General features: G+C 31.0%; 13 protein-coding genes. 9 read left to right on the forward strand and 4 right to left on the reverse strand.

Annotated features, from left to right (window positions below; all coding sequences use genetic code 11):
* Positions 1-21: 21 nt before the first annotated feature.
* Positions 22-1,791 (reverse strand): translational GTPase TypA, encoded by a 1,770-nt coding sequence (typA, locus tag BTO06_RS07690; protein ID WP_100924741.1) that lies wholly within the window; start codon positions 1,789-1,791, stop codon positions 22-24.
* A gap of 173 nt (positions 1,792-1,964) precedes the next feature.
* On the opposite strand from typA, the gene fahA reads away from it, so the two are divergent.
* Positions 1,965-3,248 carry a fumarylacetoacetase gene (fahA, locus tag BTO06_RS07695; RefSeq protein ID WP_100924742.1) on the forward strand — a complete coding sequence of 428 codons (1,284 nt, stop codon included), beginning with the start codon at positions 1,965-1,967 and terminating at the stop codon, positions 3,246-3,248.
* 74 nt (positions 3,249-3,322) lie between these two features.
* Here the strand turns inward: fahA and BTO06_RS07700 are convergent, their stop codons facing one another.
* Positions 3,323-4,876, reverse strand: a complete 1,554-nt coding sequence (locus BTO06_RS07700) for a DEAD/DEAH box helicase (protein ID WP_100924743.1) — start codon at positions 4,874-4,876, stop codon at positions 3,323-3,325.
* 52 nt (positions 4,877-4,928) lie between these two features.
* Complete coding sequence (gene ytxJ, locus BTO06_RS07705; RefSeq protein ID WP_100924744.1) at positions 4,929-5,342, reverse strand: bacillithiol system redox-active protein YtxJ; 414 nt, start codon at positions 5,340-5,342, stop codon at positions 4,929-4,931.
* Positions 5,343-5,498: 156 nt separating this feature from the next.
* Here ytxJ and clpB point away from each other — a divergent pair, with 156 nt between their 5' ends.
* Both clpB and BTO06_RS07715 read left to right on the forward strand, forming a co-directional pair.
* Positions 5,499-8,105 carry an ATP-dependent chaperone ClpB gene (gene clpB, locus BTO06_RS07710; protein ID WP_100924745.1) on the forward strand — a complete coding sequence of 869 codons (2,607 nt, stop codon included), beginning with the start codon at positions 5,499-5,501 and terminating at the stop codon, positions 8,103-8,105.
* An 81-nt stretch (positions 8,106-8,186) separates the two neighbouring features.
* A complete protein-coding gene (locus tag BTO06_RS07715; protein WP_100924746.1) occupies positions 8,187-8,690 on the forward strand; it encodes a phosphoglycerate mutase family protein in 504 nt (167 codons plus the stop codon).
* Here the strand turns inward: BTO06_RS07715 and BTO06_RS07720 are convergent.
* Positions 8,687-9,502, reverse strand: coding sequence for an RDD family protein (locus BTO06_RS07720; protein WP_100924747.1), 816 nt, complete (start codon positions 9,500-9,502; stop codon positions 8,687-8,689). The two genes, BTO06_RS07715 and BTO06_RS07720, sit on opposite strands and share 4 nt — an antisense overlap.
* A gap of 21 nt (positions 9,503-9,523) precedes the next feature.
* On the opposite strand from BTO06_RS07720, the gene BTO06_RS07725 reads away from it, so the two are divergent.
* From BTO06_RS07725 to BTO06_RS07750, 6 genes are read left to right on the forward strand one after another with little or no spacing between them, the layout of a single operon-like run.
* A complete protein-coding gene (locus BTO06_RS07725) occupies positions 9,524-10,489 on the forward strand; it encodes a stage II sporulation protein M (RefSeq protein ID WP_100924748.1) in 966 nt (321 codons plus the stop codon).
* Positions 10,489-11,217, forward strand: a complete 729-nt coding sequence (locus tag BTO06_RS07730) for a hypothetical protein (RefSeq protein WP_100924749.1) — start codon at positions 10,489-10,491, stop codon at positions 11,215-11,217. Before BTO06_RS07725 ends, BTO06_RS07730 begins: the two co-directional genes overlap by 1 nt.
* Before the next feature lie 3 nt (positions 11,218-11,220).
* Positions 11,221-12,432, forward strand: a complete 1,212-nt coding sequence (locus BTO06_RS07735) for a hypothetical protein (protein ID WP_100924750.1) — start codon at positions 11,221-11,223, stop codon at positions 12,430-12,432.
* A 2-nt stretch (positions 12,433-12,434) separates the two neighbouring features.
* Positions 12,435-13,433, forward strand: coding sequence for an AAA family ATPase (locus tag BTO06_RS07740; RefSeq protein ID WP_100924751.1), 999 nt, complete (start codon positions 12,435-12,437; stop codon positions 13,431-13,433).
* A 16-nt stretch (positions 13,434-13,449) separates the two neighbouring features.
* Complete coding sequence (locus tag BTO06_RS07745) at positions 13,450-14,784, forward strand: DUF58 domain-containing protein (RefSeq protein ID WP_100924752.1); 1,335 nt, start codon at positions 13,450-13,452, stop codon at positions 14,782-14,784.
* A 48-nt stretch (positions 14,785-14,832) separates the two neighbouring features.
* Complete coding sequence (locus BTO06_RS07750; protein ID WP_157811769.1) at positions 14,833-15,180, forward strand: hypothetical protein; 348 nt, start codon at positions 14,833-14,835, stop codon at positions 15,178-15,180.
* The last annotated feature ends 31 nt before the right edge of the window (positions 15,181-15,211 follow it).

The raw sequence follows: 15,211 nt of genomic DNA on the forward strand, positions 1-15,211 counted from the left end.
AACATTTTATTAAGAGTCTGGTTATCTAAAGCTAATTTTTCTCATTCTTAAGCTCTCAGGAGTAACTTCCAAATATTCATCGTCTTTGATGTATTCCATGCACTCTTCTAATGACATATTAATCTTTGGTGCTATTTTAACACCATCGTCAGAACCAGAGGCACGAACATTCGTCAATTTCTTTCCTTTTATTAAATTTACAGCTAAATCATCTTGTTTTGCATTCTCTCCAACAACTTGGCCTTTGTAAATCTCTTGGTTCGGGTCAATAAAAAATTTACCTCTATCTTGTAAACGATCAATTGCATAAGCGGTTGCCTTTCCAGTCTCTGAAGAAACTATAGCTCCATTTACTAAGTCGCTAAACTCTCCTTTATAATTATCATAACCTCTTAATCTATGGTTAATAATAGCTTCTCCCTGAGTTGCTGTTAATAATTTATTTCTTAAACCTATTAATCCACGAGAAGGAATATCAAACTCTAAGTGTTGTAAATCGCCTTTTGGTTCCATTACCAACAAATCTCCTTTACGCATTGTAACCAAGTTAATTGCCTTAGACGCTAGTTCCTCTGGTACATCAATTACCAATGTTTCATAAGGCTCACACTTCACACCATCAACCTCCTTGATTATAACTTGTGGACGACCAACTTGTAACTCATAACCTTCTCTTCTCATTGTTTCAATTAAAACTGATAAGTGAAGAATTCCACGACCGAATACATTAAACTTATCCTCAGTATCTGTATCTTCTATTCTTAAGGCCAAATTTTTCTCAGTTTCTTTGTATAATCGATCACGTAAATGACGAGAAGTTACATATTTCCCTTCTTTTCCATAAAATGGAGAATTATTAATCGTAAATAACATACTCATTGTAGGTTTATCCACTTCAATTCTACCTAATGCTTCTGGGTTTTCTAAATCTGCAATAGTGTCACCAATCTCGAAATCGTCAATACCAGTAACAGCACAAATATCTCCACTTCTTACTTTGTCAGTTTCTGCCTTACCCATTCCTTCAAATACGTGTAATTCTTTAATTCTTACTTTTTTTGTAGAACCATCTGCTTTACAAAGCATGTACTCTTTATTCTTCTCTAAATCCCCACGATACACTCTCCCAATAGCAATTCTTCCTTTAAAAGATGAATAATCTAATGAAGTAATTTGCATCTGTGGAGATCCTTCTCTATAAGGAGCTTCTGGAATGGTTTCTATCACAGCATCTAACAATGGTACAATACTATCTGTCTGTTCTTGCCAGTCTTCACTCATCCAGCCATTCTTAGCAGAACCATAAATAGTTTTATATTCTAATTGCTCTTCTGTAGCATCTAGTGCAAACATTAAATCAAAAACCTTCTCGTGAACTAAATCTGGAGTACAGTTTTCTTTATCTACTTTGTTTACTACTACAATCGGAGTTAAACCTAATTCCAAGGCTTTCCCTAAAACAAAACGAGTTTGTGGCATGGGACCTTCAAAGGCATCAACCAATAATAAAACACCATCTGCCATTTTTAATACACGCTCTACTTCTCCACCAAAGTCAGCGTGACCTGGAGTATCGATTACGTTAATCTTAACACCTTTATAATTAACAGATACATTCTTAGATAAGATCGTAATTCCTCTTTCTCTTTCTAGATCGTTATTATCTAATAGTAAATCTGTACGTTCCTTACGCTCATCTAAAATTTTCGCTTGATCAATAATCTTATCTACCAAGGTAGTTTTACCATGATCTACGTGCGCAATAATTGCTATATTTCTTATCGGTTGCATAATGCTACATTAATTTGGCGCAAAAGTAGTATTTCACTTTGAATTGCGCTAATAATGAAGCGCATATTTGTTATCATAAAAAAAAGAGAGAATATCTTCTTTTTTATACTCTAAAGTTTGTGGTGAATTGAAAAAATATGTAGGTTTGATGAAACAATTAACTAAAAATACAAATGGAAATAACAGCTAATAATCCGAATAGAAAATCGTGGCTGAAAGTTGATGAAAATTCAGATTTTCCAATTCAAAATATACCTTTTGGAGTTTTTTTAACTCGTGATGATATTATCACTATCGGTACTCGTATCGGTGACTATGCCATTGATTTAGGTGCATTACATCAATTAGGATATTTCGAAGGAATTCCTTTAACCGACGACATTTTTTTACAAGATACTTTAAATGATTTCATAGCAGATGGAAGAAAGACATGGCGTTTAGTAAGAAATAGAATTGCTGAAATATTTGATGTTAAAAATGGAAAATTAAGGGATCACGCTGAGCACAAAGACAAGATTATTTTCAGAATGGACGAAGTTGAAATGCTTTTACCTGTACAAGTTGGAGATTATACTGATTTTTATGCAAGTAAGGAACATGCTACTAATGTAGGAAGTCTTTTTAGAGATCCGAAAAATGCCTTAATGCCAAATTGGTTACATATTCCTATTGGATATCACGGAAGAAGCTCTTCAATCATTCCTTCAGGTACACCTATTCACAGACCTATCGGACAATCAAGACCAACAGAAGAAGGCGGAGCTCCAGGTTTTGGACCTTCTAAGCTATTAGACTTTGAATTAGAAATGGCATTCATCACAACGGTTTCTAATGATTTAGGAGATCGCATTTCTGTAACTGAAGCAGAAGACTATATTTTTGGTTTAGTTTTATTTAACGACTGGTCAGCAAGAGATATTCAAGCCTGGGAATACCAACCTTTAGGTCCTTTCTTAGGAAAGAATTTTGCTTCAACAATTTCTCCTTGGATAGTAACTTTAGATGCTTTAGAACCTTTTAGGGTAGATAATCCAAAGCAAGAACCAACTCCTTTACCTTATTTACAGCATGAAGGTAAGCATAGTTTTGATATAAATTTACAAATGGCCATTCAACCTGAAAATAATGAGGAAACTGTTGTTTGTAATTCAAACTTTAAATATATGTACTGGACGATGGCGCAACAACTGGCTCATCATACCGTTAATGGTTGTCCTGTAGAAGCTGGTGATATGATGGGAAGTGGAACCATTTCTGGGCCTACACAAGATAGTTTTGGATCCATGTTAGAATTAACTTGGAGAGGACAAAATCCTATTAAAATGAATGACGGTAGTGAACGCAAATTTATTAATGATAACGACACTGTTATTATGAGAGGTTTTGCTAAAAACGATGATGTAAAAATCGGTTTCGGTGAATGTTCTGGAAAAGTATTACCTTCAAAACCACTTTAATTCGATAATCATTATAATAGAAAAAATCCATTTCGCTTGAAATGGATTTTTTTATTGTTTAACTTTTTTATACCTTATTCTTCTGGTGGTGGATGACCAAAAATATCCTCATAAACTTCATCAAAATTAGCTCTTAAATATGAATTTAGTTTCTTTCTGTAATCATCTTGTAACCAGTCAATAAAATTGTGAGTAGATTTACAAATACATTTCGAGTATCTATGAATTCTATCATCTATATCTCCTCCTAACTTTTTGGCTAGTAACAAAGCATCAAATACATCTTCACTATTTTGAACACACATTCTTGCATGATGCTCAATAGATTTTTCTAACACTTTCTTTGAACTTTGTCCTGATTGAATTGTATCTACATAGACCCTTTTAACATCAAAATATAAATCTTCATCTTTAGTATTTGCAAACTCCTCTCTAACGGCTTCAGGTAGCTCATATCTAAAGCTACTCTCAATATCTTCATCAGTCAATAAATTATCTAAATAAAAGTTAGGAGCTCTAAACATTTTTTGCCAATCTAAATCAGCACCCCATGGTCCAAATCTGTGGAAATTGTTACCTAAATCAATTACATTAAACGTAGATTTTCCAGGTATAATTCTAGAACCACGACCAATCATTTGATAATATAACGTTAACGATTTTGTTGCTCTGTTCAAAATAATAGATTGAACAGAAGGTTCATCAAATCCAGTTGTTAGGATACTTACAGAAGTAATAATTGCATTTGGGGTTTGATTAAACCATTTTAATATAGCATCACGCTCTTTCTTCGTATTTGTATTATCTAAATGTGCAATCGGATATCCAGCTCGCTTAAAAGTATCATAAACATATAAAGATGTATTTATACCATTATTAAATATTAGCGTCTTAGTTCCTTTCGCTCTTTCTTCATAAGCTTGTAAAAGCTTAGAAAGCATATTTGTATTTGTATATAAATCTTCTGAAGATTTAACTGTATAATCTCCGTTAGCGCCAACCTCAAGAGAGGTTAAACCAACGTTGTAGGAATAAACATTTGCTTTGGCTAAATATTCATTATTAATCAATGCTGCAATGCTTTCTCCTACGATTAACTCATCGTAGTTATCCTTCATTGGCATTTTAATATTTGAACTCAAAGGTGTTGCCGTAACACCTAAGATGAAAGACTTATTAAAGAATTTAAATAATTTCGTAAAAGAATTATAATGCGCCTCATCTATAATGACCAAACCTACATCTGAAATATCTAGAATATCATCATTTAATCTGTTATTTAAGGTTTCAACCATTGCAACAAAGCAATCAAATTCATCCTGATCGTCTAAACTTGCCTTACTATCGATGATTTTATTCTCGACATCAAACTCTCCTAACATTCTTGCCGTTTGCTTACATAACTCAATACGGTGAGTCATAATCAGCACTTTTTTCTTGTAATGCTTTAAATATTGACGAGTAATCTCTGAGAAAATTACCGTTTTTCCCCCACCAGTTGGCAATTGGTAAAGTAAATGATAATTTTCAGGGGCGTTTTCGAAACTTTTAAATATTTTAAACAGTGCCTCTTTCTGGTAATCGTAAAGACTTTTACCCACTTTATTTTTAGTTTCTGTAGTACTCAAAGGTATTTTTTTTAAGTTTCAAAAATACAACCTATTTGCTAAAACCCCAGTCTTATTTGACAATTTTTTCAAGATTTATCTGAGTAATATCGTAATGTGAAGCATGCAAAGTAGTTACTCCTTTATGAATTAATAACAATTGTGGGGATTGATGCATTACTTGAAACTCGTATCCTATTTCGTTTGAGACATCTCTAAAATTTAAAAGATCTAAATAGTACATGTCTATTTTATCAGAAACACTTTTAGGAAAATCTTGATCAAAACTTTTCAAAACTGTTCTACTAATTATACATCTCGTAGAGTGTTTGAATATTCCAACCATTTTCAATTTCGATTTTTCTCTTATTTCTGTAAACTGAGAAACAGAAGTTAATGGTATCCAATTAATATTGGTTTTCGCTTCTTGCTTTTCTCTGTTTTGGTTCTTTTCTGATTTATTAAATATATTTCCCAATAATCCCATTCTATTTTATTTTTAATTAACTAACGTTATTTGAACTAATCTCTGTTAAAACCGTCAAAAAGTCACATAAAACCCGCTAAAAAAAGACAAACTGTCTTAAAAACCAACAAAAACTCCATTGGTATTGGTTTTGTACAAAGTAATGAAAAAATAAAAATGAATTTCAATAATTATACTATAAAATCACAAGAAACTATTCAGTTATCACAACAGATAGCTCAAGAGTTCAATCATAATCAAATAGAGAATGAACACATTTTTAAAGCAATGTTTCAAGTTGACGAAAATGTGCTTCCTTTCATGTTGAAAAAACTTAATCTTAATGTTGGGTTGGTTCAAAATGTATTAGATCAACAATTAAATAGTTTTTCTAAAGTCAGTGGAGCAAATATTTTACTTTCACAAGAAGCAGGAAAAACATTAAATGAAGCATCAATCATTGCTAAAAAGATGAATGATGAGTATGTTTCAATTGAGCATTTAATATTAGCTATTGTTAAATCTAAAAGTCAAATTGCTCAGTTTTTAAGAGATCAAGGTGTAAGTGAAAAAGGTTTAAAAGCAGCTATCGAAGCGTTACGCAAAGGAAACAGAGTTACATCACAAACTGCAGAAGAATCTTACAATTCTTTAAATAAATATGCTAAAAATCTAAATCAATTAGCACAAGATGGAAAACTCGATCCTGTAATCGGAAGAGATGAAGAAATCAGAAGACTACTTCAAATTTTATCACGCAGAACAAAAAACAACCCAATTTTGGTTGGAGAGCCAGGAACTGGTAAAACTGCAATTGCTGAAGGCTTAGCCCACCGAATTATTCGTGGGGATGTTCCAGAAAATTTGAAAAATAAATTAATCTTTTCTTTAGATATGGGAGCATTAATAGCAGGAGCAAAATTTAAAGGAGAATTTGAAGAACGATTAAAATCGGTTATTAAAGAAGTAACATCATCAGAAGGTGATATTGTTTTATTCATTGATGAAATTCACACTTTAGTTGGTGCTGGAGGTGGACAAGGAGCAATGGATGCTGCTAATATTTTAAAACCGGCTTTAGCACGTGGAGAATTAAGAGCCATTGGTGCAACCACGTTAGATGAATATCAGAAATATTTCGAAAAAGATAAAGCCTTAGAACGTAGATTTCAAAAAGTGGTAGTTGATGAGCCAGATACTGAAAGTGCTATTTCAATCTTAAGAGGAATCAAAGAAAAATATGAAACACATCACAAAGTTCGCATTAAAGACGAAGCAATTATTAGTGCTGTAGAATTGTCTCAAAGATATATAACAAGTCGTTTTTTGCCAGATAAAGCGATTGACTTAATGGATGAAGCTGCTGCAAAATTACGCATGGAAATTAATTCTAAACCAGAAGAATTAGACATTCTTGATCGTAAAATAATGCAACTGGAAATTGAAATTGAAGCTATAAAACGTGAAAATGATGACGCCAAATTAAAAATACTAAATGCAGATTTGGCCAATTTAAAAGAAGAGCGAAATGAAATCAATGCTAAATGGCAATCCGAAAAATCAGTTGTTGATAGCATTCAATCTCTAAAAACTTCAATTGAAGAATCAAAACTTGAGGCAGAAAAAGCGGAACGTAACGGTGATTACGGTAGAGTTGCTGAATTACGATATGGAATAATAAAGGAGCTTCAAGAGGAATTAGAACAACAACAAAAGGTATTAGCTGAGCAGGAAGGTAATGCTTTAATTAAAGAAGAAGTTACTTATGATAACATTGCTGAAGTTGTAGCGAAATGGACAGGAATTCCTGTGACTAAAATGATTCAATCTGAACGAGAAAAATTATTAAAACTTGAAGACGAATTACATAAAAGAGTGGTAGGTCAAGAAGAAGCTATTGAAGCTGTTTCTGACGCTGTTAGAAGATCAAGAGCTGGTCTACAAAACCCAAACAAACCTGTTGGATCATTTCTTTTTCTTGGGACAACTGGAGTTGGTAAAACTGAACTAGCTAAAGCATTAGCAGATTACTTGTTTGATGACGAAAATGCAATGACTAGAATCGATATGAGTGAATACCAAGAGCGTCATTCAGTAAGTAGATTGGTTGGTGCTCCTCCAGGTTATGTTGGATATGACGAAGGTGGACAATTGACTGAAGCAGTAAGAAGAAAACCCTATTCAGTTATTCTTTTAGATGAAATTGAAAAAGCGCACCCTGATACTTTCAATATTCTATTACAAGTTTTGGACGAAGGCAGATTAACAGATAATAAAGGTCGTATCGCAGATTTCAAAAATGCCATTATAATAATGACATCAAACATGGGTAGTCATATTATTCAGGAAAAATTTGAAACAATGAAAGGTGAAATTCATTCTGCAATGGAATTAGCAAAAGATGAAGTTGTAGGATTACTAAAACAAAGTGTAAGACCAGAATTTTTAAATAGAATTGATGATATCGTTATGTTTACACCGCTTACCTCTGATCATATCCGAAATATTGTAGAGATACAGTTAAACAGTGTAAAACGAACAGTTGCAAAGCAAAACATTGTTTTAGACGCTACGGATGAAGCTATCAATTATTTGGCTTTAAAAGGTTACCAGCCAGAATATGGAGCAAGACCGGTAAAAAGAGTTATTCAGAAAGACGTTTTAAATAAACTATCTAAAGAAATTTTATCAGGAAAAGTTACCACTGATAGTATTATTCTTTTAGATGCTTTTGACGATAAATTGGTCTTTAGAAATCAATCGGAATTAGTAGTAAATTCATAATAGTAATTTTAAGTTAGGTTAAAAAGGATGCTTAGTAATTAAGCATCCTTTAGTTTTTATTACTTTCGTGAAAAATCAAATATGATGAAAAATATCTTTTTAACATTATTATTCCTATTCGGAATCCAAACTGTAACAGCACAATCTGAAACTACTACTTACTATTTTATCAGACATGCAGATAAAGTATTAACGAATAAAAAAGATAGAGATCCAGATTTAACCAAAAAAGGATATGCTAGAGCTCAAAATTGGGCCAAAGTTCTTTCTGATGTGAAATTTGATATTGTATACAGTTCAAACTATAAAAGAACAATTGAAACAGCAAGACCAACAGCTAAAGCTAACGATATCGAATTAAAAATTTACAATCCAAAGAAACCTTTTGATAAAAAGTTTCAAAACGACACTAAAGGAAAAACTGTTTTAATTGTTGGTCATAGCAATAGTTCTCCAACTTTTGTTAATACTATTTTAGGAAAATCAAAATATGAAGAAATAGACGAAAGTAATTATACTAATCTTTATATCGTTCATATTAATAAAGCAAGTAAAACAAGTACATTATTACACATTGGAGATTAATCCTTTGTGTAATAATTAAAATCTTTTAAAACCGTTCCAATAAAGTCAATATCAGAAATACCTTTTGGTTTTCTGATATCAGTAACTTCTTCAATTTTACTTCGTAACTTAATTAAAGTGTTAAAGTCATTTTTGTTTTTTGCCCTAGTGTAAGTATCTTTAATAATTCGAGCATCATTATCTGAAAGCTTTATCACGTTAGCAAAAACAGGCTTATAATCCTCTTTAATATCTTCTAAAATAGTTTTAGAAAAACTAGCTCTATCTTTTAATGCTACAACTACTGTATTTGCGGAAATATCCCCGACTCTTTGATTCTTATTTGTAAAAACAATCATAAAAAAACCAACACATTTTCCTATAATTAAAATAATATAAATAAAACCAAGTAATTGAATACCATATCCTGTAGAGTAAAAATAGACAAATAGAAGAATAAAGAGATTGAAATCTACCATTCTCATAAACCAACGAATAATATAATCTCCAATTGAAGGTCTAAAACCTTCAATATTTATTACACGTATACCTAATATTCGTTTCCCTAAAGTTTGACCATTCATCAGAATTTCAGAGTATAAAGAATAAAAAGTAATTGGTAGGATCATCAGAATATCAATTGCTTTAGCCGACCAGTAATCACCTTCAGTTGCATCTTTTATCAAATTAAAATCAAAAACCTCTAAAATAAAGTAGAGATAACCAAACTTAACGACATTATCTATGATAAATGCTAATAATCGTTGACCTACATTTGCCAATTCAAAATTAATCATAACATTTTGTGTCGTATTTACTTGTAGCGTTTTCATACAATTTTTACATTTGTCTCTATGAGAGAGATCGCTTTTATAAAGCAAAATAAAGAAAAATGGCTTGAATTAGATGAGGTAATTTCAAATAATATTGAAAAAACTCCCGATGAAATTGCTGACTTGCATGTTAAAATCATGAACGATTTATCATATGCTCAAACCTTTTACCCGAAAAGCAACGTAGTACCTTATCTAAATAAATTAGCTAAAAAAAGTTATGGTAAAATATACCACACTAAAAGGCAGGATAAAAATACTTTAGTTGCATTTTTTCTGGAAACGGTTCCTCTCCTATCTTATAAATACCGTAAGTACATTTACTTATCGTTTATTTTCTTTTTCGTTTGTTTTTTTATCGGATTATTATCCACTTTTAATGATGAAAATTTCGCTCGTCAAATACTTGGAAATAGTTATGTAGATGAAACATTAGAAAATATAGAAAGTGGCGACGCGCTAGCTATATATAAAAACGGTAGTAACTGGGGAAGTTTTATTGGTATTTTAAACAACAATTTACGTGTAGGTTTAAACATGTTTCTCTCTGGTATATTTTTAGGAATTGGTTCAGGATATTATATTATACATAACGGAATTATGGTTGCAGTATTCCAAGCGTTTTTCTATCAAAACAATAGTTTATTTGATAGTTTAAAAGGTATTTGGATTCATGGAACTTTTGAAATATTTGCTATGGTAATTGAAGCTGCATGTGGTTATATTATTGGAGCAAGCATTTTGTTTCCTGGAGCTCTGAAAAGAATTGAATCTTTTAAAAAAGGATTACGAGAAGCATTCTTTATTTTCTTAAGCACCATTCCATTTACGTTTATTGCTGCATTTTTAGAGGGTTATGTTACACGATATTATAATCAGGTTCCAACTATTGTTTGCATTTTAATTATCGCTATTTCCTTATTTAGTATCAGTTATTATTATTTAATTTTTCCATATAAGGTGGCTACTCAAAACAAAGTTAGATAATGATTAAAAAAATTACGTTTTTCTTCTTCCTGTTTTTAATATATTCAACTTCTGCCCAAGAAGATACTTTTTATGAAGTAGAAGAAACCACAGAGGAAGTTTATGAATATGAAGATTACGGAACTAACATTAGTGAAAACCGTAACTTCGATGAAGACCTAAAATCGAAATACGATAGACCCGAATTTAAGTATAAAGAAGAAGAAAAAAAGAAAGTAAGAGAAAAGAAAAAAGACACAGTGAGTTTAGGTTTCTTCAAGGCACTTGCTGAATTTCTAGGAACTTATTTCCCATATATTCTCGCTGTTATAATCATTTTTATAGTTGTGAAAAGCATACTTGCTGGAAATACAGATTTTTGGCGATTCAATAAGAAAAAAATTGAAAAGTCTCCCTTAGTTATAACTCAAGAAGAGGAAGAAAATATTGAAGATACCGATTATGATACGTTATTAAAATTAGCCATTCAAAATGGAGAATTTCGAAAAGCTACTCGTTATTATTACTTGTTGCTTTTGAAAAAACTAAATGAGAAAGAACTAATTACGTACGATAAAGACAAAACTAACTCTGAGTATGTTTTTGAATTAAAGAAAACAGAATTGAGAAAACACTTTTCTTATCTATTATATATTTACGATTATGTTTGGTATGGAGAGTTTCAAGTAGATTTAAAAAACTTCTCTACTATAGAGAATGAGTATCAATCATTTTTTAAAAAGCTTTAATTCATGAAGATTACATCTAACATACCATTTTTAGCTTTTTTAATACTCATTATTTTATTGACAAGCTGCAAGAAAACAAATTGGAGAGAAAATTTCAGAGAGCGTTCAACGGAACCTTTCGGAACTTACATTGTTAAGGAAGAGATGCAGCAATTATTTCCAGATGAAGAAATTTTATTCCTAAAAAGACACATTGAAGATTATTTTATTGAAGAAAATTATTACTACGATTCTTTTTTAGGTAATTATGTGTGTATTAAACCATTTGCTTATCGATTAGGAAACAGTAGTATTGACAAATTATTACGTTTCGCTGGAGCTGGAAACGATATTTTTCTTTCTTTGAATTTCTTTAACTCAAAATTAGAAGAAGAACTTGAATTTGAAACGAAAAATCTTGATACTGATGCCTACACTATTGAAGAACTAAAAGCGTTAAAAGGAACTATTAATCTTGTTAACGATAATTTCGATAATACAAGTTTTACGTATGACAGAAATCTTAGAAGAAATTATTTCTCTTCTTATAATGAGAGTAGAACAACTATTTTAGGAACGCATGAAATCAACGATACCATTCGTCCTAATTTCATAAAAATTCAATATCAAAAAGGAAATGTATTTCTACATACACAACCTATTGCCTTTACAAATTACTTCTTAATTAATGGAAACCAAGAATATGTTGAAAATGTATTTTCATATTTACCGAATAGAATGGTTATTTGGGATCCGTTGAGAAGACAGAGTAAAATAAGAGGTAGCGACGATAAAACTTCTGCTTTAAGTTTTTTCATGCAACATCCTTCACTAAAATGGTCTTTGTATATAGCTTTTATCGGACTTTTTCTATTTATGTTCTTAAATGCTAGAAGAAAACAACGAGCGATTCCAGAAGTAAAACAATTAAAGAATTCAACGCAAGACTTTACTCATACCATTGCTAATTTGTATTTAAAAGAAGAAAATCATAAAAACATAGTTTCAAAGAAAATAAAGTACTTTTTAGAAAAAATAAGATCTAAATATCATTTAGATACCACAAATTTAAACAGCAATTTTATTGAGAGACTTGCTGCAAAAACAGGGAATACAGAACATACAACAAAATATTTGGTAAATACCATCATCGCATTAAACAAAAAATCTGTCTGTACCCAAGACGAATTAGTTCGTTTAAATACATTGATAGAAAACTTTTTAGTAAATAAGTAATTATGGAAGAAACAAGACAAGAAAACGAGAATTTAGAGTTTGAAAATAGAATTGACTTATCAGAATTACAGGAAAGTGTTAATAAAATAAAAACACAGTTAAGCAAAGTAATTGTAGGTCAAAAAGAAATGGTTGACTTGTTAATCGTTGCAATATTTTCTGATGGACATGCTTTAATTGAAGGAGTTCCTGGCGTTGCAAAAACCATGACTACAAAACTTTTATCGAGAGCAATGGATATTGATTTTAGTAGAATTCAATTTACTCCAGATTTAATGCCTTCTGATATTTTAGGTACTTCTGTGTTTAATGTAAAAACATCTGAGTTTGAATTTAAGAAAGGACCGATATTCTCGAATATGGTTTTAATTGATGAAATTAATCGTGCTCCTGCTAAAACACAAGCTGCATTATTCGAGGTAATGGAAGAAAAGCAAATAACTATGGACGGAACTCGCTATCAAATGAATGCTCCGTTTATTGTATTGGCGACTCAAAATCCAATTGAACAAGAAGGAACATACAGACTTCCTGAAGCCCAATTAGATCGTTTTATTTTTAAAATTAATGTTGAATATCCATCAGCTGCAGAAGAATTAGAAATTATTTCAAGAGAACAAGCTTTAGAAAAAAACACTAAACTAGATGAAGTTGAAAAGGTGATTACAGGTGAAGAAATTATCAAGTTTAAAAACTTAATAAGACAAATTAAAGTAGAGAAAAACTTACTAGAATATATTGCTAATATTGTTGTAAACACTCGATCAAATTCATTTTTATTTTTAGGAGCATCTCCAAGAGCATCTATTTCAATTTTAAAAGCTGCAAAAGCATTTGCTGCAATCAATGGAAAAGACTTTGTCACACCTGAGGATATTAAAAATGCAGCAATCCCCGTATTAGAACATCGTGTAATTGTTACTCCAGAACGCGAAATGGAAGGCGTGACAAGTAAACAAATCATTGAGCAAATTATTGAATCAGTAGAAATTCCTAGGTAAACAGTCAATTTTATACATGAAGAACTTCATAAAATCTTTTTTTCTAAACGATCGATTTTACTATGGAATTGGTGTTATTACCATGTTATTCATAGTTGGATTCTTTATTCCTGTATTTTTTGGATTTTCGAAAGTTCTTTTATTTTCTTGGCTTTTAATCACAGTTATTGATGTCATACTACTCTTTTCAGTCAAAAACGGAGTTACTACGGTAAGAACTGTTCCAGAACGACTATCAAATGGAGATGAAAATCGTATATCTTTAAACATAATAAGTAATTATAGAATAGTCACTAAGAATAGTATTTTAGAAGAGCTTCCTTTTCAACTTCAAAACAGAAATTTTCGATTATTTCAGCAATTATCTCCACAAGAAGAAGTTGAACTTGTCTATAAAGTTATACCTTTTAAAAGAGGAGATTATGATTTTGGAAATACAAATATTTATGTTTCTTCTATGCTTCAATTAGCTACAAGAAAATATATTTCTAGCGAAACTAAAGTTGTTAAATGTTATCCTTCTTTCTTGAAAATAAATGAACTAAACATAAAAGCCATTTCTAATAATCTTCATGCTCAGGGTAACAAAAAGATTCGAAGAATTGGTAATTCTATGGAGTTCGAACAGATTAAAGAATATGTTAATGGCGATGATATTAGAACTTTAAACTGGAAAGCCACTGCTAAAAGAAACCAATTAATGGTGAATCAATATGTAGAAGAGAAATCGCAACCTATTTACTCTGTTATTGATAAAGGAAGACAGATGCAATTGCATTTTGAAAATTTAACCTTACTCGATTATGCAATAAATGCCACCCTAGCGGTTAGTAATACGATATTGAGAAAACAAGATAAAGCTGGAATGTTTTCGTTTTCCAAGAAAATTGATAACATTATTGTTGCCGAACAACGAAACTCACAAATGAGTTTAATCTCTGATGCTCTGTATAATATTAAAACAGATTTCGAAGAATCTGATTATAGTTTACTATATGCCGGAATTAAACGTAAAATTCCTAGCAGAAGTTTACTGATTTTGTATACGAATTTTGAAACATTAGATTCCTTAAAGAGGCAACTACCCTATTTGAGAGCCATTGCAAAGAATCATTTATTATTGGTTGTTTTTTTCGAAAATACAGAATTGAATAAAATTGCCGATAAAAAAGCCATAACCGTTGAAAATGTATATGATAAAATCATTGCAGAAAAGTTCATGTATGAGAAAAAACAAATAGCTAACGAATTAAAAAAATACGGAATCCAGTCAGTTTTAACAAAACCGCAAAACTTAACTGGTGACACGATTAATAAATATTTAGAATTGAAATTGCGAGGTTTATTTTAATTCAATACTTTTTACACTCAAATTAATAATTAAAAATTGTTCAAAACTATGACTAACTTAAAACTTAAACTGAAGAAAATTGACCCTGTAAAATCTGGTGTTATTTATGGAGCATTAATGGGACTTGGAGGATTATTCGTTGCGTTTTTCTTCATGTTGTTTGGAAGCGTATTTGGAGCTGCAACAGGGGAAATGGGTGCTTTCGGAGCCATGGCCGGTAGTGGTATTTTAATGATGATCTTCTTACCTATTTTCTATTTCGTAATTGGTTTTGTTATTGGAATTCTAGGCACTTTATTACTGAACTTTATCTTAAAGAAAACTGATGGATTGATTATCGATTTTGATAAGGTAAGTGAATCAGAAGATATTTCAATGATTGGAAGAAACATTTAAACTCTACCATGTAAAATATGTACAAAAATCA

Origin of the sequence: Tenacibaculum sp. SZ-18, assembly GCF_002813915.1 — a bacterium.
Taxonomy (GTDB): Bacteria; Bacteroidota; Bacteroidia; order Flavobacteriales; family Flavobacteriaceae; genus Polaribacter.